At 59.3% G+C, this 22,295-nt stretch carries 28 protein-coding genes; 5 read left to right on the top strand and 23 right to left on the bottom strand.

Annotated features, from left to right (window positions below):
• Positions 1 to 60 precede the first annotated feature (60 nt).
• Positions 61 to 1,116, bottom strand: coding sequence for a PA0069 family radical SAM protein (locus KI797_RS10540; protein WP_182785516.1), 1,056 nt, complete (start codon positions 1,114 to 1,116; stop codon positions 61 to 63).
• A gap of 175 nt (positions 1,117 to 1,291) precedes the next feature.
• On the opposite strand from KI797_RS10540, the gene KI797_RS10535 reads away from it, so the two are divergent.
• On the top strand, positions 1,292 to 1,882 hold the full coding sequence (locus tag KI797_RS10535) for a tetratricopeptide repeat protein (RefSeq protein ID WP_042648224.1): 591 nt from the start codon (positions 1,292 to 1,294) through the stop codon (positions 1,880 to 1,882).
• 4 nt (positions 1,883 to 1,886) lie between these two features.
• Here KI797_RS10535 and KI797_RS10530 read toward each other — a convergent pair whose 3' ends face one another.
• Positions 1,887 to 2,102: a hypothetical protein gene (locus KI797_RS10530; RefSeq protein ID WP_182310659.1), complete on the bottom strand. Its 216-nt coding sequence runs from the start codon at positions 2,100 to 2,102 to the stop codon at positions 1,887 to 1,889.
• 352 nt (positions 2,103 to 2,454) lie between these two features.
• Here KI797_RS10530 and thrS point away from each other — a divergent pair, with 352 nt between their 5' ends.
• From thrS to rplT, 4 genes are all read left to right on the top strand, one after another.
• Positions 2,455 to 4,383, top strand: a complete 1,929-nt coding sequence (thrS, locus tag KI797_RS10525; RefSeq protein ID WP_043131783.1) for a threonine--tRNA ligase — start codon at positions 2,455 to 2,457, stop codon at positions 4,381 to 4,383.
• Between the two features lie 3 nt (positions 4,384 to 4,386).
• Entirely contained in the window at positions 4,387 to 4,935 is a 549-nt protein-coding gene (gene infC / locus KI797_RS10520) for a translation initiation factor IF-3 (protein WP_041204270.1), read from the top strand.
• 85 nt (positions 4,936 to 5,020) lie between these two features.
• Positions 5,021 to 5,218, top strand: a complete 198-nt coding sequence (gene rpmI / locus KI797_RS10515) for a 50S ribosomal protein L35 (protein ID WP_005315535.1) — start codon at positions 5,021 to 5,023, stop codon at positions 5,216 to 5,218.
• Between the two features lie 14 nt (positions 5,219 to 5,232).
• A complete protein-coding gene (gene rplT / locus KI797_RS10510; protein WP_010674800.1) occupies positions 5,233 to 5,589 on the top strand; it encodes a 50S ribosomal protein L20 in 357 nt (118 codons plus the stop codon).
• A gap of 756 nt (positions 5,590 to 6,345) precedes the next feature.
• Here rplT and KI797_RS10505 read toward each other — a convergent pair.
• The 21 genes from KI797_RS10505 to KI797_RS10410 form a co-directional block, all read right to left on the bottom strand.
• Positions 6,346 to 7,956, bottom strand: a complete 1,611-nt coding sequence (locus KI797_RS10505) for a hypothetical protein (RefSeq protein WP_226169287.1) — start codon at positions 7,954 to 7,956, stop codon at positions 6,346 to 6,348.
• Positions 7,953 to 8,513 carry a baseplate complex protein gene (locus KI797_RS10500; RefSeq protein ID WP_226169285.1) on the bottom strand — a complete coding sequence of 187 codons (561 nt, stop codon included), beginning with the start codon at positions 8,511 to 8,513 and terminating at the stop codon, positions 7,953 to 7,955. Before KI797_RS10500 ends, KI797_RS10505 begins: the two co-directional genes overlap by 4 nt.
• Positions 8,510 to 9,112, bottom strand: coding sequence for a hypothetical protein (locus tag KI797_RS10495; RefSeq protein WP_226169283.1), 603 nt, complete (start codon positions 9,110 to 9,112; stop codon positions 8,510 to 8,512). The genes KI797_RS10500 and KI797_RS10495 overlap by 4 nt, the downstream gene beginning before the upstream one ends.
• A gap of 235 nt (positions 9,113 to 9,347) precedes the next feature.
• Complete coding sequence (locus KI797_RS10490) at positions 9,348 to 11,966, bottom strand: phage tail-collar fiber domain-containing protein (protein ID WP_226169282.1); 2,619 nt, start codon at positions 11,964 to 11,966, stop codon at positions 9,348 to 9,350.
• Positions 11,966 to 12,646 carry a phage tail protein gene (locus KI797_RS10485; RefSeq protein ID WP_201964396.1) on the bottom strand — a complete coding sequence of 227 codons (681 nt, stop codon included), beginning with the start codon at positions 12,644 to 12,646 and terminating at the stop codon, positions 11,966 to 11,968. Before KI797_RS10485 ends, KI797_RS10490 begins: the two co-directional genes overlap by 1 nt.
• On the bottom strand, positions 12,639 to 13,826 hold the full coding sequence (locus KI797_RS10480; protein ID WP_226169280.1) for a baseplate J/gp47 family protein: 1,188 nt from the start codon (positions 13,824 to 13,826) through the stop codon (positions 12,639 to 12,641). Before KI797_RS10480 ends, KI797_RS10485 begins: the two co-directional genes overlap by 8 nt.
• Positions 13,823 to 14,146, bottom strand: a complete 324-nt coding sequence (locus tag KI797_RS10475; RefSeq protein ID WP_005892386.1) for a DUF2590 family protein — start codon at positions 14,144 to 14,146, stop codon at positions 13,823 to 13,825. The genes KI797_RS10480 and KI797_RS10475 overlap by 4 nt, the downstream gene beginning before the upstream one ends.
• A complete protein-coding gene (locus KI797_RS10470; RefSeq protein WP_226169278.1) occupies positions 14,146 to 15,918 on the bottom strand; it encodes a phage tail tape measure protein in 1,773 nt (590 codons plus the stop codon). The genes KI797_RS10475 and KI797_RS10470 overlap by 1 nt, the downstream gene beginning before the upstream one ends.
• 6 nt (positions 15,919 to 15,924) lie before the next feature.
• Positions 15,925 to 16,059: a DUF6890 family protein gene (locus KI797_RS21160; protein WP_404801082.1), complete on the bottom strand. Its 135-nt coding sequence runs from the start codon at positions 16,057 to 16,059 to the stop codon at positions 15,925 to 15,927.
• Positions 16,060 to 16,109: 50 nt separating this feature from the next.
• Positions 16,110 to 16,370: a putative phage tail assembly chaperone gene (locus tag KI797_RS10465; RefSeq protein WP_226169276.1), complete on the bottom strand. Its 261-nt coding sequence runs from the start codon at positions 16,368 to 16,370 to the stop codon at positions 16,110 to 16,112.
• Positions 16,367 to 16,612, bottom strand: a complete 246-nt coding sequence (gene lysC / locus KI797_RS10460; protein WP_226169274.1) for an Rz1-like lysis system protein LysC — start codon at positions 16,610 to 16,612, stop codon at positions 16,367 to 16,369. The genes KI797_RS10465 and lysC overlap by 4 nt, the downstream gene beginning before the upstream one ends.
• Positions 16,494 to 16,928 (bottom strand): hypothetical protein, encoded by a 435-nt coding sequence (locus tag KI797_RS10455; RefSeq protein ID WP_226169272.1) that lies wholly within the window; start codon positions 16,926 to 16,928, stop codon positions 16,494 to 16,496. Before KI797_RS10455 ends, lysC begins: the two co-directional genes overlap by 119 nt.
• Positions 16,925 to 17,386 carry a glycoside hydrolase family 24 protein gene (locus KI797_RS10450; protein WP_226169270.1) on the bottom strand — a complete coding sequence of 154 codons (462 nt, stop codon included), beginning with the start codon at positions 17,384 to 17,386 and terminating at the stop codon, positions 16,925 to 16,927. The genes KI797_RS10455 and KI797_RS10450 overlap by 4 nt, the downstream gene beginning before the upstream one ends.
• Complete coding sequence (locus KI797_RS10445; protein ID WP_226173075.1) at positions 17,373 to 18,461, bottom strand: DNA-methyltransferase; 1,089 nt, start codon at positions 18,459 to 18,461, stop codon at positions 17,373 to 17,375. Before KI797_RS10445 ends, KI797_RS10450 begins: the two co-directional genes overlap by 14 nt.
• Before the next feature lie 9 nt (positions 18,462 to 18,470).
• A complete protein-coding gene (locus KI797_RS10440) occupies positions 18,471 to 18,788 on the bottom strand; it encodes a phage holin, lambda family (RefSeq protein WP_226169268.1) in 318 nt (105 codons plus the stop codon).
• A gap of 23 nt (positions 18,789 to 18,811) precedes the next feature.
• On the bottom strand, positions 18,812 to 19,021 hold the full coding sequence (locus tag KI797_RS10435) for a TraR/DksA family transcriptional regulator (protein ID WP_226169266.1): 210 nt from the start codon (positions 19,019 to 19,021) through the stop codon (positions 18,812 to 18,814).
• Between the two features lie 3 nt (positions 19,022 to 19,024).
• Positions 19,025 to 19,480, bottom strand: a complete 456-nt coding sequence (locus KI797_RS10430; protein ID WP_226169263.1) for a phage protein — start codon at positions 19,478 to 19,480, stop codon at positions 19,025 to 19,027.
• Between the two features lie 3 nt (positions 19,481 to 19,483).
• Entirely contained in the window at positions 19,484 to 20,608 is a 1,125-nt protein-coding gene (locus tag KI797_RS10425) for a DUF2586 domain-containing protein (RefSeq protein WP_226169262.1), read from the bottom strand.
• Between the two features lie 4 nt (positions 20,609 to 20,612).
• Positions 20,613 to 21,299, bottom strand: coding sequence for a phage virion morphogenesis protein (locus KI797_RS10420; protein ID WP_226169260.1), 687 nt, complete (start codon positions 21,297 to 21,299; stop codon positions 20,613 to 20,615).
• Positions 21,296 to 21,808: a phage tail protein gene (locus tag KI797_RS10415; protein WP_226169258.1), complete on the bottom strand. Its 513-nt coding sequence runs from the start codon at positions 21,806 to 21,808 to the stop codon at positions 21,296 to 21,298. Before KI797_RS10415 ends, KI797_RS10420 begins: the two co-directional genes overlap by 4 nt.
• Before the next feature lie 8 nt (positions 21,809 to 21,816).
• Positions 21,817 to 22,278, bottom strand: a complete 462-nt coding sequence (locus tag KI797_RS10410; RefSeq protein ID WP_226169256.1) for a head completion/stabilization protein — start codon at positions 22,276 to 22,278, stop codon at positions 21,817 to 21,819.
• Positions 22,279 to 22,295 lie beyond the last annotated feature (17 nt).

Here is a 22,295-nt window from a genome sequence, read left to right as displayed (position 1 = left end):
GGTTTGTGGTGTACCGGCGAAGGGGAGGCGTTGTGAGTGCGGTTGATGCTGCCCCGGCGATCAGAACAGGCGCAGCTGCTCGTTGGGGCGAATGAAGGCAGAGGTGTTGAGCGCGATATGGCGCTTGCCCAGTTGCAGCCGCTTGCTGATGAGCCGAAAGCGCTGGGCGAGCAAGTCGGCGAATTGCCCCTCTCCGCGCATGCGAGTCCCGAAGGCGGGGCTGTTGAGCGCCCCCCCTCTGCTTGCCCGCAACTGGTTCAGGATGGCCTCCTTCTGGCCGGGGTAGTGCTCTTCCAGCCAGTCGCAAAATAGGGTGGTCAGCTCGTGGGGCAGTCTCAGCAGGATATAGTCGGCGCAGCCGGCGCCCGCCTCCACGGCGCCCTTGATGATCAGCTCCAGCTCGGGCTCGTTGAGCCGCGGGATCATGGGGGCCGCCAGCACTCCCACAGGTATCCCGGCCTGTGCCAGCTTCTCGATGACCTTGAGCCGACCCGCACCCGTGCTGGCGCGGGGCTCCAGCTGTCGCCTCAGCGTCTCGTTCAGGGTGGTGACCGACACCATCACCTGGCAGAGTCCCTCCCGGGCCAGCTCGGCCAGCAGATCGAGATCGCGCAATATCATGACGCTCTTGGTGATGATCCCCACCGGATGGCGATGAGCCAGCATCACCTCCAGCAGCTCGCGGGTGAGACGATAGTGGTGCTCTATGGGTTGGTAGGGATCGGTATTGGCCCCGAGCACTATGGTCTGCGGCTGATAGGTTGGTTTGGCAAACTCCCGGCGCAGTAGCGCGGCGGCGTTCACCTTGGCAAACAGCCGGGTCTCGAAATCCAGGCCGGGGGAGAGCTCCAGATAGGCGTGGCTGGGTCTGGCGTAGCAGTAGATGCAGCCATGTTCGCACCCTTGATAGGGGTTGATGGAGCGGCCGAAGGGGACGTCCGGTGAGAGGTTGTGGCTGATGATGCTCTTGGCCTGGATCTCCCGCACCTCGGTTCGGGGTTGGGACGCACGAAATGCCGCCTCCCATTCCACGGCCTGCCAGCCATCGTCGACGACATCGATCTGTGGGCCGCTGAAACGGTGCTCGATATTGTGGGTGCTGCCTCGTCCTGCCATCTCATCACACCGAATACTGTTTATATATACAGTTATTTTGCTCGGGATAGTGCCAAACATCAAGTCCGGCCACTCTTCCCTTATTTCACTCGGTCAAAGAACGGGATCTCCTGCTTGATCTGTCGCTACATTTCGTTTACATAGACAAAATGAGAACTGGATCACGGAAATCATCATGAGCCCCACCACTTACCGCTGGCTGTTTATCGCCGTCATTGCCCTGGTCGCCTGGCGTCAGCTCCCGCTCTCCACCGAGCAGGAGCTGGCGGCGGCCAACCGCGCCTGGCGGGTGGGTCACTTCGAGCAGGCGACCGGTATCTGGCAGCCGCTGGCCGAGCAGGGCCAGCCCAGGGCGCAGGCCCTGATGGGATGGAGCCATGAGCTGGGGCAGGGGAGCGAGCAGGATCTGGTGCAGGCCATCCGCCTCTATCGCCAGTCCGCCGAGGCGGGAGATGCATTTGGCCAGTACCGGCTGGCGGAGCTCTATCTGCGCGGGGTAGGGGTGCCACGGGATCTGCGTATCGCCTTTCACTGGATGGAGCGGGCGGCCCGCAACGGGGACGTGCCCGCCATGCTCAAGGTGGGGGTGCTCCATCTGATGGGGGCCAACGGTCGGGTCGACATGGCCGAGGCCAAGCAGTGGCTCTATCAGGCCTCACAAAAAGGTAACAAGTTGGCGTTGACGGTATTGCAGGAGTTGGCGCTGGCCGAAGAGGGTCGCAGCGCCTTCGATTTCAATGGCCAGTCACTGCTGGGGGAGGGTTAACCCCTCAGCGGCTGGCGGTGATCTTGCCCGGTGTCACGTCGGTGACATAGAGGGTGCTGCGATCGGCGCTGTGCACTATGCTGCATACCTCGCGCTTGCTGCCATCGCTCAGGATCACCAACTCCCCGAGATGAACGGGGCAGTGTGTCGTCAACAGGTGATCCGGGTGGATAATCTTCTCCGCATGCTCCGGAAACGAAATGTCATAGGTGTACATCATGTTCTCCTTGTTCAGGCAGACGCCTCACTGGAACCCTAGCACACAGGGGGCGAGGTGGGACCCACATCGCATGTGCATCGTTCCGGTGCCTCTGTTGACGCCTCTCCTCGCTTCCACTTTCCATGGTATACAAAATCGGCAAGGCAACTTGTCTGAGTCGTGACGTCTGATACAATCCTCCGCTGTACCTGTCCATTGATGGCCTTGCACACCCAAGAGGGTGTGTACCACTTCTGCGTACCAACCGTATTGTGAACGGTGAAACTCGGGAGTGAACTGCTTGAAATGAAAGGTTTTCTCCAACCTGCATGTGCCCTTTGGTAGGGGGCACCACTGTATAAGGAAACACCGAATGCCAATCATTACTCTGCCTGACGGCAGCCAACGTCAATTTCCCCACGCCGTTTCCGTCATGGACGTCGCCGCTGACATAGGTCCGGGCCTCGCCAAGGCGTGCATTGCCGGCCGTGTGAACGGTGAACTGGTGGATGCTTGCGAGCTGATCGAAGCCGATGCCTCCCTGGCCATCATCACCGCCAAAGACGAAGACGGTCTGGACATCCTGCGCCACTCCTGTGCTCACCTGCTGGGTCATGCCATCAAGCAACTCTGGCCCCAGACCAAGATGGCCATCGGTCCTGTCATCGACAACGGTTTCTACTACGACGTTGATCTCGACCGCACCCTGACCGATGAAGATCTGGCTGCACTGGAAGAGCGCATGCTGGCGCTGGCCGCCAAGGATTACGACGTCGTCAAGAAGAAGGTCTCCTGGCAGGAGGCGCGCGACGTGTTCGAAGCCCGCGGCGAGACCTACAAGGTCGAGATCCTGGATCAGAACATCGCCCGTGATGACCAGCCCGGTCTGTATCATCACGAAGAGTACGTCGACATGTGCCGCGGCCCTCACGTGCCGAACATGCGTCACTGCCACCACTTCAAGCTGCAGAAGATGTCCGGCGCCTACTGGCGTGGCGACTCCAACAACAAGATGCTGCAGCGCATCTACGGTACCGCCTGGGCCGACAAGAAGCAGCTCAAGGCCTACCTGCAGCGTCTCGAGGAGGCCGCCAAGCGCGACCACCGCAAGATTGGCAAGCAGCTCGACCTGTACCACATGCAGGAAGAAGCCCCCGGCATGGTGTTCTGGCACAACGATGGCTGGACCATCTTCCGCGAGCTGGAAACTTTCATCCGCGGCAAGCTCAAGGAGTACGATTATCAGGAGGTGAAAGGCCCCTTCATGATGGATCGCGTGCTGTGGGAGCGTTCCGGCCACTGGGAAAAATATGCCCAGGCCATGTTCACCACCCAGTCCGAGAATCGCGAGTACGCCATCAAGCCGATGAACTGCCCGGGTCACGTGCAGATTTTCAACCAGGGCCTGAAGTCCTATCGGGACCTGCCCCTGCGCATGGCCGAGTTCGGCTCCTGCCACCGCAACGAGCCCTCAGGCTCTCTGCACGGTCTGATGCGGGTGCGCGGCTTCACTCAGGATGACGCCCACATCTTCTGTACCGAAGATCAGATCATGGAAGAGGTGTCGGCCTGTATTCGTATGGTCTATGACGTCTACGGCACCTTTGGCTTCGAAAACATCGTGGTCAAGCTATCCACCCGTCCCGAGCAGCGCATCGGTTCCGATGAAGCCTGGGATCGCGCGGAAGCCGCCCTGGCGGAAGCCCTGGTGCTCAACGGCCTGAAGTACGATCTGCAGCCGGGGGAGGGGGCTTTCTACGGTCCCAAGATCGAATTCACCCTGCACGATTGTCTTGATCGTGCCTGGCAGTGTGGTACCGTGCAGCTCGATTTTGCCTTGCCGGGCCGTCTTGGCGCTACTTATGTGGGCGAAGACAACGAACGTCACGTACCCGTGATGATCCACCGGGCCATCCTCGGGTCTCTTGAGCGTTTCATCGGTATCCTGACCGAAGAATACGCTGGACTGTTCCCGACCTGGCTGGCACCGACTCAGGCCGTGGTCATGAATATCACGGATAATCAGGCCGATTATGCGGTGAAAGTTGCCAAGGCATTGAATGATGCGGGCCTTCGCGCAAAAGCGGACTTGAGAAATGAGAAGATTGGCTTTAAAATCCGCGAGCATACTTTGAAGCGAGTGCCTTTCATGCTGGTCTGCGGCGATAAAGAAGTAGAAGCCGGCAAGATTGCAGTACGGACTCGTAAAGGGGCTGACCTGGGTTCTTATCCTGTTGAAGAGCTGATAGCTCTGTTAACCCAGGAAGTTCAGACCCGCGGACAAAAGAAAGTGGAGGAATAAGCTATAAAAGGCGGAAAAAAACTGGGCAAGCAACCGCAAGCCCGCGCTCACCGGATCAATGAAGAGATCCGTCTGAAAGAAGTTCGTCTGACTGGTTTGGACGGTGAGGCCATTGGTATCACCACCATCCAGGATGCCCTGAACTTGGCCCTTGAAGCCGGAGTGGATCTGGTCGAGATCAGTCCTAACGCTGAGCCGCCCGTTTGCCGAATCATGGATTACGGCAAATTCCTCTACGAAAAGAGCAAGACCACCAAAGAACAGAAGAAAAAGCAGAAAGTCGTCCAGGTAAAGGAAATCAAATTCCGTCCTGGCACTGACGAAGGCGACTATCAGGTAAAACTACGCAACCTGGTTCGCTTTCTGGAAGACGGGGACAAGGCGAAGGTCACCCTGCGCTTCCGTGGTCGTGAAATGGCCCACCAGGATCTTGGTATCAAGGTTCTGGAGCGAGTCAAGAACGATCTGGAAGAGTTGGCCGTAGTCGAGTCGTTCCCGAAAGTCGAAGGCCGTCAAGCTGTGATGGTCCTCGCACCCAAGAAGAAATCTTAAGGCCCACAAGAAATTGACTCATGGGCTCGCCCCATGAGTCGGTTCGCCTTGCGATTTTGTTGTCACTCACAATGCGGAGTATGAAATGCCGAAGATGAAAACCAACCGGGGTGCTGCAAAGCGCTTCAAGAAGACTGGCTCAGGTCGCTTCAAGTGCAAGCACAACCACCTGCGTCACATCCTGACCAAGAAGAGCAGTAAGCGTAAGCGTAAGCTGGGGCCGAAGTTCATGGTTTCTGCTGCCGACCACAAACGTGTTGTCGCTTGTCTGCCGTACGCATAAGGGGGATGTGAAAAATGCCAAGAGTTAAACGTGGTGTGACTGCTCGCGCTCGTCACAAGAAAGTAATGAAAGCCGCCAAGGGTTACTACGGCGCCCGTTCCCGTGTCTACCGCGTAGCGGTACAAGCGGTAACCAAAGCTGGTCAGTATGCCTACCGTGACCGTCGCCAGAAGAAGCGTCAGTTCCGTCAGCTGTGGATTGCGCGTATCAACGCTGCAGCCCGTCAGAACGGTCTGTCCTACAGCCGTCTGATCGACGGTCTGAAGAAGGCTTCTATCGAGATCGATCGCAAGATCCTGTCCGATATCGCCGTTCACGACAAGCTGGCTTTCACCGCCCTGGTTGAAAAGGCCAAAGCAGCTCTGGTTTAATCCGGTTCTGTTATGAAAGATAAAAGGAGGCTCAGGCCTCCTTTTTTGTATCTGTAAGTTAATGATTTAAAAGAATTTCATGGTTTACGTGTCCACCATATGTCCACAGCTCTGACAATATGGCCACATCAATATGGCCGGACACATCTCACCTATTCCCGTTTTCCGTGAGGTAGGCCAGCCAGCGCACCCAGGCTGCAGCGCCCTTTCAAAATTTCAGTTATCAGATCAGCCCTTATCACACCTAACCAGCTGAAACTAAACGCCTTCCAGCCAGCCCCAAGCAACCAGGCAGATCCTTCCCGATCATTCAAATCCCCACGGAAAGTACGACCATCCCAATATATTCAACGAGTTATGTTTTCACCTTCGTTATCCAGAGCCCCGCCGAACTGTAAAACCCTGCAATTTCTTTCGATCCTTTCAGATCCTCACCTCGTCCGAGATCCTTTATCTGGCGCGGCCTGGGCCTATGGTTTTGCGGTAATCCACTTTTGCAAAAAATTTTATTGGTGCGGCGCGCAGGCGGGAGCGGAAGAGCGCGGTTTCCGTGGCGCAGACGCGGCGGTGGGCGTCGCCACCATGTGCTGGGAGGCTGTGAGCGTGCTCAGGCTTCACGTATGATGCAGCGCTGCCCGATGGCTGCCTCTCATGCGGCGCCATTCCCTGGCCATGCTTAGGCGCTGTCAGGCAGATAGAAGAAGGCCCCACAATGTGGGACCTTCTTCGTTAGTCAGTAGCTCAGTCGGTAGATGGTTACTCGATGATGGGGGCTAGGGTGCCAGCCAGTTGCCCGGCCTGCTCGCTCTGGCCGATGAATGTCTCGGCATTGGTTGGCGGTGGGCCGCCGTGGTTATGGCTGGCGGCGGTGGCGGCCAGTTGCTGCACCACGTTCATCAGCTGGTTGAGCAGGCGGAAGATGTTCACCCCATCGCTACCCATCCACGACTTGGGCGACGCGAAGTGCTGCAGTTTGCCGGCCAGCGCCCGGCGAACCAGGGCTATATCTTCATCTAGGTTGCCGCCCGCTGTCTGGCTCATGTTACCGGCGCAGCCCAGGATCATGTCTTCGGCGGACAGCAGCTCGATATCCCCGAGCGCCTCGATGCGCTTCATGCCCCCGATCTCTTCCACGCTATTGGCCAAGACGCTCATCCGGTGCTGACCGAACTCGCCTAGGTACTCATCCGCCTCGCGGATCATCTGCATGGCCTTGTCGTGCTGGCGGCGGTCAGTATGGCGTGACTGGTTGCCCACGGTATCGGTACGGCTGAAAACCTCGGCCCGTTGCTGCTGTAGCTGCTCGCCCGGGGCGATATCCGGCAGAGGCCAGCCAGTGCCCAGGATGGTGCGAATGAACGGCCGGTCTGCTCGACCAAAGGCAAACCCCAGCTCGACCATGGTTCCCTCGATGGGGAACTGCATCAGCCCCTGCTCAGGTCCGCCGAACATGACCGGCAGCGGTACAGCTCGATAGAGCGGTGTCCCTTCATCTGGCTCGCCATCCTCATTGAACAGCTGGACATCTACCGCATAGCGAGGACGAAACGGGTCATTGAGCTGACCGGCGGTGGCCTGGTCGCTGATGGCCTCAACCCTGCCGAACTTGGGCAGGTGCATCTTGTCGGCCAGCTCGGGGAACTCCCCCTCCATCTTGCGCCGCTCTGGCGACTTCACCGGTTTACCTGGTGTGGCCGTGGTCAAGGTCATTTCGTCACCCTTGAGCCGTACCCGCTCCACCCGCTTGCCATTGACGATGGCCCCCGGGCGCATGGCCGGGATCGGGGCCAGGGTGATGGTGTTGCCCGCTTGGCGGGCCGAGAAGGCCGAGTCCAGCTCCACCGCCTTATCTGCCCAGCGGCTATGGGCATGACTGCCCACGAAGATGGCGCCATCCGGTTGTTGATGCCAGATGAAGTCCGGTACCGCGAAGGCGCGGCCCGCATTATCGAGCAGCTGATAGCCGGTGCCGGCGCTGGTGAAGTTGGGGATCGGGGTGTCGGTGTAGTCTGCCCCGTCTGGCAGCAAGAAGGTGAGTTGGGTCTGGTCTGTCAGCCAGGCCAGCAGGCTACGCAGGGTGGCATGCTGGATACTGACAGGGAACTTGCTGCCCAGGATCCCGGCCAGCTCACGGCATAGCAGCTTGCTGGCACCGTTGGCGGCGGGTTGTACGTCATAGACATAACCGGTGAACCAGCGGCGCAGTTCACCGTTGTAGCCGGTATCCAGAGTCAGGGTCAGCCCCTTGGTGGCAGTCCCGTCGATGGTCAGGGAGGCACGGCCACCGGCAGAGAGGTCGAGCACGATATCATGGTCAACCAGGTGGGCCGGTTTACCCCCTAAGGTCAGATTGGTCGATAGTTTCACGCCATTACGTCTCCCAGCTTGTCATCCAGCCCCTTCATCACTTTTTCCCAGGAACTGAGCTGCTCCTGCTCAGACGCTGCTGCGCTGCTGTCTGTTTTCGCCGGCGTGGCATTGACGGTGCCTTGCCCCACAGTGGCAGCAGCCTTGGGGAGGCGCTGCTCGCGCTTCTCCGGTACCGAGTTATGCTCGCGCAGGGTGAACTGCACCTGCCATGCCAAAAGGCCTTCTTGCTCGCTGGCGGTGATGCGTCCGGCAAATTTGGCCTGGCGCACCTTCACTGACTTGGCGAGCAGTGACCCGACCCGGTAGATATGGCGCTTGCCGCCGTCCCCTTTTGCATCAGCCAACTCAAACAGGCGGCTCAGGGTCTGGTCATCCTTGAACGGTACCAGCCCTGACACATCGAGCTCCTTGGCCTTCTCACCCTGCTCCGAGCTGCTGGTGCTGCTGGTTTGGCCGCTATTGTCTTTGTCCTGGAACTGCATCGATGCGGTGATCCGCATCGACTTCATCACAATAGGCTCACCGTCCAGGGTGAGCATGGCGGTTCTACTCATTGGGTTAACTCCTGCCAGAAGGTGAGGGGGGAGGGGGAGAGCAGCAGGGCGCCAACGGTCATGCTGTGACTGTGGTCAGGGTGCTCACTGTCGAGCAGCTGCGCGGCGAGGCTGGCCGGCTCGCCATAGCCGTGCCAGCTCCACAGCATTCCGGCAAGACTTGGCTTGTTGGCCAGTTCCTCATCCAGTTCGGCAATCCTGGCTGCGCGCTTGGCGGCCAGCACGGCTAGCTTGGCGCGGGTGGCCGCAGGGGATGGCGAGCTCCCCTCGCTCTCCTGCAAGGCATCGCTGGCTGCCGTCAGCACCAAGCGGCGGCGCAGCGGATCCCATGTCAGCGGCTCGTCGGCTTTCCAGCGCGGTACCATGGCCGCCGTTGGCTGGGCCATGATGTCGTTGTTGCCACTCAGGCGGCGCAGTGTGGCGCACCACTCCGGCAGCGGCAGGATGGCGCATACCTGCGCCAGCTTGGTGGCCAGTTCCGGCTCGCTGATCGCGGTGACCATCCAAGCCACAGCATGGAGCTGACCAGCAGGAAAGTGTGGATCGGCCCCATCCTGCAGCTTGGCAGCCAGTAAATTGACTGCATTGACGGCAGACAATTTTCCTCCTGTGCTGGCCCCTACATTAAAAGGTGTGACCACGATGCACTGGTTTTTGATTATTGCCTGCCTTGTAAGTGAGCCACTTAATACGCCATTTATATATTCCGTAGTCATTACGTATCACCCCATTTATTGAGTAATACCCAATGCACACCAACCCCCTAAAGACGTTGTTTTCATCTGCAAGAAGCAAGTTATAAAATCAAGGCGATTAAGGTTGTAATGACGCATCTCAATCCTCCAGGCCAAATTTACTAGATACACAAGGAACCACTGTTACCTGTAAACCTTTAGTCAAAGCCTTGCTTTTCACTGCGACGCTTATACTTTGTGATGATGAACTCGCATTTGATAGCACAATTGAATCTGCATCCACACCCATGGTCGAGTATGGTTGGCCAAAGTTAAGACCAATTGAGTTCCCTACTACTTTATATAAGGCATCCTGCCTGAAACTAGATACGTTATTGCTTTCTGCATCACGGATCATTACCCAGAATGATGCAGACCGAAACGCCAAGTCACCGCTGTCTGGAATATCTAGAGCCAATTCAGCACTGCCACTGGGCGCAATGCTGCCCGTGTATTTTGTGCCGTAGAGGTATTGCCCTGGCAAATCAAGGAAATTTTTGTTTGGGATCATCAGATTTGATAGGTGTCTACTATCCGAATCACCATAAGTTTTCATGCCATCGTTGCCATACTCAACCACGCGGCCACCTTCCCCCGAGATGACCAGCGGTCGCTTACCTTTGTTGTTTCGTATCAGCAGATCGCAATTAGCGCTACGAACTACCGCCACTGAGCTGACATTCTCACCATTGAACTTGTTCACTTCGACAGTGAGGCCATCTACAGAATCATCTGCGAACAAGTCGTGCTGACCGTTGCCACCATAGGTTGTATTACCAACCACATGCACACTCTTGTGTCGTCCAGTTGGGTCTTTGCCAAACTTGGTAATGGATATCCTGGCGCATGAGTTCCCTGACAATACGATGTTATTGGTATCATCCGTTTGTGCGGTAATAAGAATTCGATCTGATACTACGTTAGCTGTCACAGAAACGTTAGATGTGTCGTCAATCCAAAGTTGGCTGCCAAAGGTATTTCCAGAGACGGTAGCGTAGGAGACGCTGTTATTCTCAATCTCCAGCGAGCCGTATAGATTGTCATGGTCATAACACCCTTGAACAATGATATAACCATTGCCATTGATGAAATTATATGAAGTGGCATTTATGCCGCCATAAGTCGAACAACCTATACACTTCGCATTTGTCACACCCGTATGTTGAAAATGGCCAGCACGAAGTCCATATGGTGCTTCGGATGTGCCACCCATAATCAAAGTATTTTTAAGCACCCGATTGGTTGGGTCATTATTGCTAGCTGCATATGCTTTTCCTCTAAGGTCGGTACTGTAGAAGAATCCTTCAAAGTTGGGGAATAGGATTTTTATATTTTTATAATTGACACCATCTTCATATGCTGCACATTGGAACGCTCGTGCCTGTTCCTCGTATCTTATTGCTTTGATTTTTCCAGATAGTCGGCTGGTAAAGTCAGAGGTTTTAATCCGTATCTTTTTAAAGAGAAGATCGGCGTCACCAACCAGCACGATCGGTTTTTCCGCCACTACCTCTTCAAAACGATATGGTCCACCATAAAATCCGAGTTCGGCCCCAGGCTTGGTTCCTTTTATGGCAGCTTGAACATTGTTGGTGCTGTCAACGTTGATGTCCTCAATCGCGCCAGCATGCCCGATGGAATATTCACCTTTCACACGCTTCCAGCGCGCCCCTTTCTTGGTCACGATGACTTTGAATCCATCGTCTTCCGATGAGGTGTCATTCTTATCGAACCAGAATTTACCTCCGAATTTAGGGGCGCCATCCACGATAACAGCCCAGTTATCGTAGTAGCTTTCCACTTCAATATGTTGGCCTTGCCTGCTTGGCTCGATCCCCCTCAATTTGCTGATGCTGCTGCATTGCTGTTTGATGGAATCGCTAAATCCTCGCGAGTCTTCTACGTTGCCATCGTTACCAATTATCGCCAGCTTGGCCACGTAGTGCGGATAGCCGCTTTCGTCCACATGGTCGGTCAAGTCCGCCACGCTGGTGATGATGGTGAAGTGGTTCTGATGCTCAGAGAGCAGCGAACCTGACCGGTGCACATCTACCCAGACGCCGATCGGCTTGGTACCCGGGTAAATGACCTGTGGCTGTTTCAGCTCGATGCGCAGGCCGCCGACGATGGCCACGCCCGGGGTGACGTGGTGAGCGCCATCCTGTTGCACGACCTTGAAACCATCGCCGATGAAGGTGTGATGGCCATAGAGCTGACTGGCCAGCTGACGCAGGTCTTCATCCTGCCCGCGCAGGCGGGCGGCATAGTCAATCTGCCAAGTGCCGGCATCCACATGGGTGAGGGTGGCCTCTGCGGCCTGGTCGTAACCCATCAGCATGGACTTGACCAGGGAGTTACCGGTCTGGCCGGTGGTCTGGTCGGTCTTGAGCTTGGTCTCGCGCCCCTTGTAGACAATCATCCCGATCACGCCGTTCGCCTTGTTGCGCAGGTACATGGCGTTGAACGAGAAGTCACCGATGGTGGTATCCATCACGATGGTGTAGGCCACGGCGTTTTTATTGATGCGGCCGCGCTGGTCTACGTTCTGGCGATGGACGATCTGGCTTTCCGGCGGCAGGCCGGTGTCCGGGTCGATGGGGGAGGTGATATCCAGATTCGGGATATCTGCCAGGATAAACTCATCCAGCACAACCGGTTGTTCTGCGGCCAGGCTGGACTGCCAATAGTATTCGAATGCGTTGGTAATGACCTGGCTCATCAGGACTCCTTGCGGGGGAGAGACGCCCCGTAAACGTGTTGAATGAAATGGATTTGACCGGCGCGCAAGTACCCCTTGCAGGCGGGTTTATTGAGGGTTGCGGCAAATACCTGGTGCCCCATGTCAATGCGGCCAGCATGCAGGTAGCCCACGGCGGGATAGATCACCTGGAAGCGGTAACGGCGGCAGGTGCGGCCGTAGTGCTGGATCAGGGTCTCCATCAGTTGCTGATTGGCGGCCAAGGCGCTGTCGGCCACCTCGATGGTGATGACGTCCCAGGGAGTGGCTTCCTGGCGTTCATGAAGCTCACACCAACCGATGCCCAGACGTTCAAAGATGCGCTTGAAACCGGCCACTTCTCCCGAGTCCTGGGCGTTGATGAAGGCGTACTTCACCCGCTTGCGGAACAGGTCAAGCGGCTCCCCCTTGAAGCGGGTGATGTCCCGCTCCCAGGCGATCAGCACCAGCATGGCCTCCGAGCAGGTCATCGGGTCTTGCTGGGTCAGCGGTTGCAGCAGCCAGCCGCGCAGGCGGCGCCAGAACGCCATGATGCCCTTGGCCAGGAATGCTGGCTCTTGCACCCCCTCGGCGATGGTCTTGCCGTCTTCCCACCAGGGGGCCGTGCTGTCTGGCAGCTGCGGGGCCTTGTCCTGGTGGTTGAGCTCGGTGGTCTTAGTCATGGAGGAACACCTCCAGCGCACTCAGGCGCGGGATGGCGAGGCCAGAGACGATATCCAGCTCGGTGAAGTGCAGGCTCTTTATCTCGGTGAATGCCTGATGAAGCTCGCGGCCAAGCTGGCTCAGGGAAAAGCGAGACTGCGGCCACGCCCGGGTCACTGACGGATAGTCAGCTGACTGGCGAAAGGCAGCCTTCACCATCAGCTCTACCTCACGTTTGAGAGTCAGCCGCTGTTCGGCGGTCATGTTCTCGGCTGGCCACAGCTCCAGGTGCAGCGAGTGCTCGGTTTCTGGCATGGCCATCACCTGCAGGTCATCGCCGTGGCCGTGGTTGCCCTGGTTGTTCACGTAGTCATTGAGCTTTTCGATCAAGCTGGCGGGGGTGGTACCCACTTCCAGCAGGATGAAGGCATTGGCGGTACCCGGGCCCCGCGGTGCGTCGTGCTCGAAGAAGATGTGATCGGCGCGGATCCCCGCCACGCTGGCTAGCATGGATCGATAGATGGCGTCGATGTGATAGCGACCCACCGCCGAGAACTGGTTCTGAATGCGCAGGCCAAGGGCGTCATTGCTCTCGGCATCGGCGCCCTGGGTGGTGATCCAATCCCGATCAGCGTTGCGAGCTGACAGGATGCCGGTCACCGGTTTGCTCAGCAGGTTGTAATAGCCCGGGGCCAGATTCCAGGCGCCGCCGGCGAACTCCGCCTCACAGACTACTTTAGCCACGGCTTCACCGGCGGGGCTCACCATCTCTTGCAGCGGTTTCAGGCGGTAGATGGTGCCGTTGATACGCTCGGTGGTGACCCAGACATCGGCCGGGATGGTAACGGCCTCGCTCGGGTTGACCTTAATGAAGTTGACCAGGCCCCGGGTCTTCTGGGCGGCCTTGCGGGTGAGATCCACATCCCACGCCTTGAGGTCGAGATAGGCATCATTGGCGGTGGCGGCAAAGCTGGCTGGCAGCACATGGCCCGCCAGCAGGGTGCGGATCAGCCACAGCGCCGGGGTGATGACCACGCCGCGCACCAGACGCCAGAAAGGTGACACGTCGCTGTCGTTGGTGATGAGGGAGCCTGCGGCCTCCACCTCCTTCTTGAGCTCGACCTCCATGGTCTGCTCGGTTGTCGGTACCCCGCTTTTCGCCAGCAGGGCCACAAAATCCACAGTTGGGCGCAGGTTCACAGGGTTACCTCCAGATCGCCAAATTCATAGGTGCGGGCGGTGACCAGGATCCGGTCTGGTGCCTCTTCGCTGATAACGATGGTGCCCGGGATCAGGCGCTCGTCGTTCTCGACCAGCAGCTCTATCTCGGTCATCACGTCGGCGCGCAGGGTAGGGCTGCGCTCGCCGATGAGCTTGCGGGCCAGCCCGGACTCCATGATGCGGTGCTTGATGTCCTGGCCGATGCTGTGGCGGTCTTGCGTCATGCGCGGCTGGCCGCCGGCATCGAGCTGCCATGCACCGTCTATGACCAGGATGTCGATGTACTTGGGATCGCTCATTACGGCGTCTCCAACCAAGCGTTCTCGGCCATCTGCTCCGGCGTCATCGGGTTCTGGCTGGTCATGTGCACCTCGCCGATGTGAATGGCCTTGGTCGGCTTCTGGTTGGCGGTCGTCGCGGCCGCATTGGCCTGGATCAGCTGCTGGCCAATGCCACCGGATGGGATGCTGCTCTGGCCGCCCTGGCGATAGCGGGCGAGCGGGGCATTGATGTTCTCGGGGTTTGGCAGGTTGAGGTCAGGCATGGAGCCTCCCTCGATATTGACGCCCGGGATCATGTTGAGCTTGTCGATCAGCCAGTCGATGGACTTGCCGAGCAACTGGAACACGCCCCAATCGGAGAAGGTTTTTTTCAGGTCATCCCAGTAGTAGATGACCGCTGCGACAGCACCGATCAGCAGCACTATCCCGGCAATGATCAGGCCGATAGGGTTGGCATACATGGCAATATTGACGGCCAGCATGATGGCCCGGAACGATGCCATCCCTGCTTTGAGCAGGTTGAGCGGGGCCATGATGACGGTCCAGGCGATGCCCAGCCCCAGGGTGGCCAACTTGGCGATCCCGGCTATCAACATCCAGGCGCCAGTGACCATACTCAGGCCCACGATGGCGAGCATGGCGTAGCTCACCACCTTGGTCAGGTTCGGAAAGAGGTGAGTCCAGCGCAGCACATCATTGGCGCCATCAGCAAAGGCGCCGACCACGGCATTGATGGCGGGCAGCACCACGCCAAATGCGGCGGCACGGATGGCGAACCAGCCTTGTTCCACTCGCTGCCACTGGTCTGTCATGGAGGCAGCCATCTGTTCGGCCTTGCCCATGCCGTGGGTGTTGGCCAGCGCGTTGATGTTGGTGGAGAGGGCCTTGGTGTTGGTCATCAGCAGCTTGATCATGGCCACCGCTTCATCCGAACCGAACGCCTTCTTGAGCTCGTCCCCCTCGGCCACGCTCAGGGTCTCGCCATAGCGCAACTTGAGTTTGTCCAGCACGGTCAGCACCGGCAGCATGTTGCCTGCCGAGTCGGTGAACTGCATGCCGAGCGCCTTCTGAGCGCCACCGACACCAGCCAAGAACGACTTGAACTTGGTACCGGCCTCACCGCCGCTCATGGTGGCTTGCAGTTGACCGAGTACGGCGAACTGCTCATCCATCGAGATGCCGGCGGCGGTGGCGTTGGCACCAATCGCCCCGAAAGCATCAGCCATGCCCTGGCCGGTGGTCTTGAACATCTGAACTGCAGTGGCGGTTTTGCCTGCCAAATCTTCCACCCAGTTGGCCTTGCCCATCATCTTGGCCTGCTGCTCGAAGATGCCGTACATGGTGCCCATGTAGTTGGTGATGGTGGCGGTGTCGGCCTTGGTGGCCTTGGCCAGGGTGGTCGATGCGCGGGTAAAGGCGGGGAGCTCGTTCCCCTCCAGCCCGGCGATCGCAGACTGGATATCGTAGGAGGAGCGGACTATCTCTGTGGCTGACTCGCCATACTTGACCGAGAGCGCGAGCGCCTCGCGCCCCAGTGCACCGAGCACATCCTTTTGCACATCGAGGGAGGCGACTTCTCCGAGCGCCCTGTCCATCTCGATGGCAGGGCCAAGGGCTGACTGGATGGCCATGCCGCCGGCGGCCAAGGTAGTTGCACCCATGGCCATGTTGCTCCAGCCCTGACGACCGGCCTTGCTGACCTTGTCGATCTGGCTGTTGATGCCCTGCAGGGGCTTGGTGACCTGATCCACCAAGGCCACTTGCATCATCAATTTTTCCATCCAGGCCATCAGTCGTTATCCGTTCAGTGCTTTGGCAATGCCCTCGGCCACGGCGGCGGCGTTGGACTCTTGGTTGTGTTTGTCTAACCAGATGGCGCGAGCCAGGCTGTCGAGGTCGTCATCCTCATGTGGCAAGTAGTGGCGCCTCAGTGCCAGTACCTGCTCGAGCTGGTTGCGCTCGATAGCCTCGGCACGCGCGGTCAGTTTTTTACGGTGATTTCCAGATCAGGGGCGAACTCTTTGTTGATCGCGCCCGCCAGCTGCAGCGCGGCACTGGGACGCTTGAGCAGGTCATCGAGCGCCTCTTTGCTCTCGGTGCAGACGATCTTCTTGAGGTAGTTGTGAGCTGGCGCCACCTTGTCGTTGGGCATCATGTCGTTGATGAAGCCGTTGTAGGCGGTCATGGTCGGTTCAAAGCTGATGTCGGTGCCGGCGATGGTCAGGGTGATCTTCTTGCTCATGGGGTGGTTTCCTCTTGGGTTATCCAGTTGTTCAGGGTGTTGAGTTGGGTCTGGCAGCGGCGCATGGCCGTCTGCAGGGTGGGGATAAACCGCACGGCGTCGCCGTAGGTGCTCCCCGTGAATTCAGGTTCTGGGCAGTGAGGCACCAGCCCCGGCGGCGGCAGTCGCTTCACCACCTGGGTGTGCACCACTGTGGTGGGCTTGCTGGAGCAGGCGCAAAGCGCCAGCAGGCAGAGGCTCACGAGCGCAATCCGGGCGGCCTGCCGGTGGAGTGGCCAAGGCGTGTTGCAGTTCATCGGCGGTTTTCCTGTTCTGGTTGTCGAGCTCGACCAAGGCCGCGTTCTGGTCGTTGAGCAGTAAGCGCAGACCCTTTGCCTGCATCAGCAGTTCCTGGAAGGCGGTCGCTTGCTGGGTGTTGACTGCCTGCAGGATGTTGATGGTGTCGTTGGCGTTGGCCAGCTCCTTGGTGCGCTGCGTGAGCCGTTCGCCTTGAGTAAACAGAATGGTGCCAAGCACAAAGCCGATGATGGTCGGCAGGAACCGGATGAGCGTGCTCATGCCAGTACCCCGCCGAACTCGGTGAACTTGGCCAGCAGGTCGGCAAGCCGATGTTCACGCTGGCCGTAGCCGGCGCCCGGCAGGCTGGCCCAGATATTGGCGCACTTGGTGATCGCCTGGGGGATACGACCATCGACCACATCGGCCAGCGCTTTGCGCTCGCGGATAAGCTGGATTGCCCAGGCATCTTGTGACTCCGGGCCAAAGTCCGGCAGGCCGAGCTGGTCACGGTAGTGGGGCCAGTGTTTCGACAGGTGCTGATAGCGACCGGCGGCGGTGCTGCTCAGGGTCTTGTTAACCTGCACCAGCACGTTCGGGTGGGTGCGGTAGTCGGTGAAGAACCCAGCCGGATTGACCAGCTTGTCGTATCCGTCATCGCCCCGGCCCTTGGTGCCCTCGGAAAAGGCGAGCAGGTCGAGAAAGGCGGCCACTTGCGGGTGGCAGTTACTGCGCGGCATGGTGTGTATCCTCCTGATTGACGAGGGTCTGAAATTCCTGGCAGGTCTGGGTAAACCGAGGGGCTTCCAGCTCCACCCCGATAAAGCGGCGGCCCAATCGCCAGGCGGCTTTTCCGGTAGCGCCAGAGCCCATAAAGAAATCCCCCACCACGTCACCCGGCCGGCTGCTGGTGCGCACGATGTGCTCCATCATGGCGGCGGGTTTTTCACACGGGTGTTTGCCCGGGTAGGCCTGCACCGAGGGGTAGGTCCACACATCGGTAAAGGGCACCTCTTTGCTGACGCTGAACGGGCGGCGCAGCTGCTCATACTCGGCCTTGAGCTGGTCATAACTGGCGACCAGGGTCTGATAGGTGCGATGCAGCCCCTGATAGGTTTCTTTGAGCTCATGATGGGGCCGGCACAGGGCGCGGGCTTTGCGGGCAAACAGGGCTTGCAGGCGGGCATATTGCGCTTCGCTTGGCAGGCTCCACTGGCTGCGACCAAACCAGTGGCCCGCCATTTGGCAGCCCAGGGCCTGGTCGATCTCTTTGTTGGAAATGCCGCAGGCGGTCTTGGCTTGCTGGAAGTAGTCGATCAGCGGCTGCATCACCTGGCCACGCAAGGACTGACAGGCTTGGCGATACCCACTGGCCTGCGCGGTGCCGTGGGCCCCCAACTGCTCGGCAAAGATGATGCGTTCACTGGCGGGCCAGAAGTTGCGCAAGGCCGACTTGTCCGCCCGGTTCCACACGCCAGAGGGCTTGGCCCAGACGATGTGGCTCAGCACGTTGAAGTGCTTGCGCACCAGCAGCTCGATGTCGGCATTGAGGCTGGGGCTGCAAAACAGATAGAGCGAGCCGTTGGGCTTGAGGATGCGGGAAAACTCCACCACGCACGCTTCCAGCCAATCCAGATAGGCCTCGACGTTGGGCCATTGGTTGTCCCAGTCCAGATCTTTGACCCGGTAATAAGGGGGGTCCACGGCCACCAGATCCAGGCTGTGGGACGGCAGTGTGGTGAGGTAGGCCAGCGAGTCGGCGTTGACCAGCTTGAGGCGCTCGTTGATTTTGTGGATCTGCATTTGATCAGTCATCACGTCTGTTCACTCCTTTGGTAATTTGGTGTTGAGCCAGCGCTCGGCAATGCCGCGAATGGTCTCCACACCGATAAGGCCGACCATGCCACCGACAAAGCCGGCCGCTTCCCCCGGGATCCCGAACCAGCCAAAGGCACTGATAAATGCCAAGGTGATCGCACCACACAGGACGGATTCCAGGAGCCGGCGGCGGCCACTGCCGCCGCCATAGGTGATGCGCAGCCAGGCGGTTAACACGGCCAGGGCGGTGCCATAGACAGTGGGCATGTTGTCCATCAACCAGGCCAGCAGCAGGGCACTGATGAAGGGGTCTTTATGAGGCATGGCGTTCATGTCCGTTGCTTTGGTTAGCGACCCAGCTGCTCAAGGCGGGTCTGACAGGGGGCGCACAGGCGCACCCCGGGTATGTGGCGGCGGCGTTCTTCCGGGATGGGGTCGTCACACTCTTCACATTGGTGCCGGCTTTCCCCCTGGTAGCGGCCTTTGCCCACCTGATTAGCCAACTGGACCGCCAGCATGCGGGCGGCGGTGCGGCTGGCGCGGTCGATCAGATCCATCCGTTAGCCCTTGAGGTGACGGGTGTCGTCATCCGACAGGTACGGCATGCCGTTGATGTGCACGAAGTCGGGGGAGGTGACGAACCCCTTGATTTTGTGCACCCCCTTGCTGCCGCCCTTGGGATCGACATCGAGCAGGTCAGAGATCGTCAGTTTCACGCCGAAGGCTTCCACCTTCATGGTCTCGTCGCCGGTGTCGGCGTAGAACAGCACATCGTCCGGCTTCATACCGCGCCAGCTGCCCTGGCTCTTGGCGCTTTCACACAGCAGCTTGAAGTTTTTGGCGTCGAGCTCGAACTCCAGCTCTGCAGCCACATCCCCATCGACATAGCCATCAGGGATGCCACGGGTTTGCGCCACGGCGCTGTTGTCGGTGATGGAGAGGCTGGCCTTCTCGATGTGCACCATGGTGCCCATCAGGGTGGTGTCGAAGGACTGGCCTGAAATACGGCGGGTCATGGGTTAGCCCTCCCCGTTGTTGAGGCTCAAATCGAGCATGATGTTGACGGTGATCCCCTTGGGACAATCCACGGTGCGCACCACCACATAGATGGAGACCAGGTTCTTGGCGGTCCATTTGATGGTGATGTCGCCATCCTTGGGGGAGGCGATGTCGCCCGGGAACGGCTGGCCATTGATGGTGGTGGCGCTTGCCATCTGACGCAGGTCCTTGCCGAAGAACATGACGGCGGCGGCGGTGCTGCCTGGGGTGGAGTTGAACGAGCGGTCACCGATACGGGCGATGGCGCGCAGGCGCATCCGGCGGGCGACCTTGTAGGCCACACGCAGGTTTTCGATCACCTGGTAGTCGCCGCCCTCGGCGTCCAAGGTGCGGCCATCTGCCCAGTAGATACCGTCATAGTCCGGGTACCACATCGGCACCGAGTAGCGGCTTTGTTCCAGGGTCTGCAGGGTGGCCAGCGGCAGTTCGGTGCCGTCCTTGTCCTTGGGGGTAGCCCCAAGGTCGACCACGGCGCCGGTTTTCACCCGGCAAGGGCTATCAGCGATGCTCACTGCCCGGTTGCACAGGCGACCGGCGTAAGCCCCGATGAGGTTTGGCCACAGCTGCGGGATCAGGGAGACCGATTCCGCCGCGATGCCATTCTGCAGGGCGGCCAGTTCTGCTTCGTATTCGCTCCAGTCCTGACCACCCTCGGCGGTGGAGACAATGCCCGGCACCGCCAGCAGCATGGCTTGCCAGCGACCCCACTTGGCGATCAGCTCCTGATTGAGGGTGTGGGCGGCGTTGATTTTGGTCGCGTCCCACTCCTGCCCCAGCACCACGACTGCCTCGAATGACTGGGTTTTCTGGGCGGTGCGAACGGCATCCTTCCAATCCATGTCGGTCGGCAGCACGAAGGCGGCGGCCGTCCAGTTCTGGCCGGCGTTGTCGCGGGCGGCCAGCAGGTTGGTTTTCAGTTCGCTGTCAGCCTCGCCCAGCAGCGTGTCAAAGTCAGACTGGGTATTGAGCGAGAGCAGCTTGTTGGTGTTGGTCGGCGCACTGCCGATGAACAGCAGGTGACGCTCGACTTCCGTCACTGGCCCCTGCATCTGGTTCAAGTTGTTGATCTGTACATAAGGCCACATGGCGTTATTTCCCCTTCATGCCTTGCTTGTTGACGTCCCAGCCGTAGTTGATGCTCTGCAGCGCACGAGCAAAGGCTTGTTCGCGTTGCTTGGTGTTGGCGCCCAGGAACGGGCGGGCTGGCAGCTGGATCTCCCAGCTCTCTTTGACCGGTTCATCCTTGAGCTTTTTGATAAGCAACCCCGCCTGGGCGTAGTTGAGGTTGCCCGTTATCCAGCCCAGCGAGGCCGAGCGGTATGCCCGCTTGCGTTTGCCCGGGCGCTTGAACCCCAATTCCCGCAACTTGCGGGCTTGTGCCTTGCTGGCCTGCTTGTTCTTGCCGCCATAGCTGGGGGCAATGCGGCGCCGGCTGATTGCCGTCACCTTGTAGGTGTGCCCCTTCTGGTGGGTATTGGCGATCACCCCGGCGTGGGCGCTCATGGTGCCCTTGGTGAAGCCCAGTTCAGCCACGTCCTGGCGGGGCTCGCGGATCAGCAACAGCTTGGGCAGGCCACGCAACATCTTGCGTTTGCCCCGCTTGCGCGGCGCCCACGGCTGGCCGTTGGGGTCTTGTTGCTGGCGCACGTTACGGGCGGCCAGCTTCTTCATCTCATTCGCTGCTCGCCATACCAGGCGCTTGCGCTTCTTGGGCGGCAGGGCCAGCAGGTTGAGCTGGTCTTTGCCACGACGGGTATCCAGCGTGATGCTGATCATGACGGGTCACCGATCTGGTGATGGCCGGTATCACCCACGTTCAGGTCGATATGGTCGGCCACCCAGATGTCATAGGGGGCCACGTTCCAGCGTTTGCCATCCCAGTTGATGGGGCCCTGCTCGTGTTCAACCAGGCGCAGCGGCTCGGTAAAGGGGAGCTGGATCTCAAGGTCCGCCGTCCTTTCATCGTTCGGGGTAACGGCGTACTCGGGGTCGTCCAGCTCGAACCGCTCGCGGAATTCGTCATGCTCCTGCACCCAGGCGGCCACTGACGCGAGCACGATGGCAGGATCCAGTTCGCGAAACGGCAACTGCTCGATGGTGAACACCGCCTGATAGGTGAGCCAGGCCACATCCACCCCGGTGGGGCCCATGTTCTTTGGCTCCAGCCGGATGGTGCCGTTCTCCATCCAGCTATCGAGCGTCTTGTGGCACTTGGCCGGCAACACCCGCAACAGCTCGGCGTGGAGCGCCTGCAGGAAGTAGCCCTGGGCCTGTTGCTCGTTCATGTCGTTACTCATATCAGCGAGACCCCGGCACGGCGCTTGCCCTTGATGCTGCGTACCAGCTGCTGACTCTCTGCCAGCAGTTGGGCGCGTTGGTCTGGCGAACGCTCTACCTGGTTGTTGGCGGTCGCCCGCTCGGTGACGCTGGCGAACTCGGGTAGCAGCGCGGACTTGGCACGGGCAAAGACGGCGGCCAGGTACTGCTCGGTCAGGGCATTGGTGCCGCCTTCCAGGCTGGGCCCGGGTACCTCGGCGGCGGTGGAGTAGCCCTTGCCCAGCAGCGTGGCCTGATGGCTCGCCAGCTGCAGGTTGATTTCAGAGACGGCGGCGAGCAGGGCTGCGCCGGTGGTCTGGGTATCCAGATCGGCAGGCAGGGCGCGGCGGCTCTCAAAATCGGCGACGGCCACATCCGGCCAGAACCCGTCATTGCGGATAGTGGCGGTGCTGTAGTCGATGTCCTTGCCTGCAAACATGTCTGGACCCCTGTTGA

This window comes from Aeromonas media (assembly GCF_020423125.1).
In the GTDB taxonomy this organism is placed as follows: domain Bacteria; phylum Pseudomonadota; class Gammaproteobacteria; order Enterobacterales; family Aeromonadaceae; genus Aeromonas; species Aeromonas media.
Note: the sequence above shows the minus strand (reverse complement) of the source record. Positions and strands in the feature narration are given on the sequence as shown.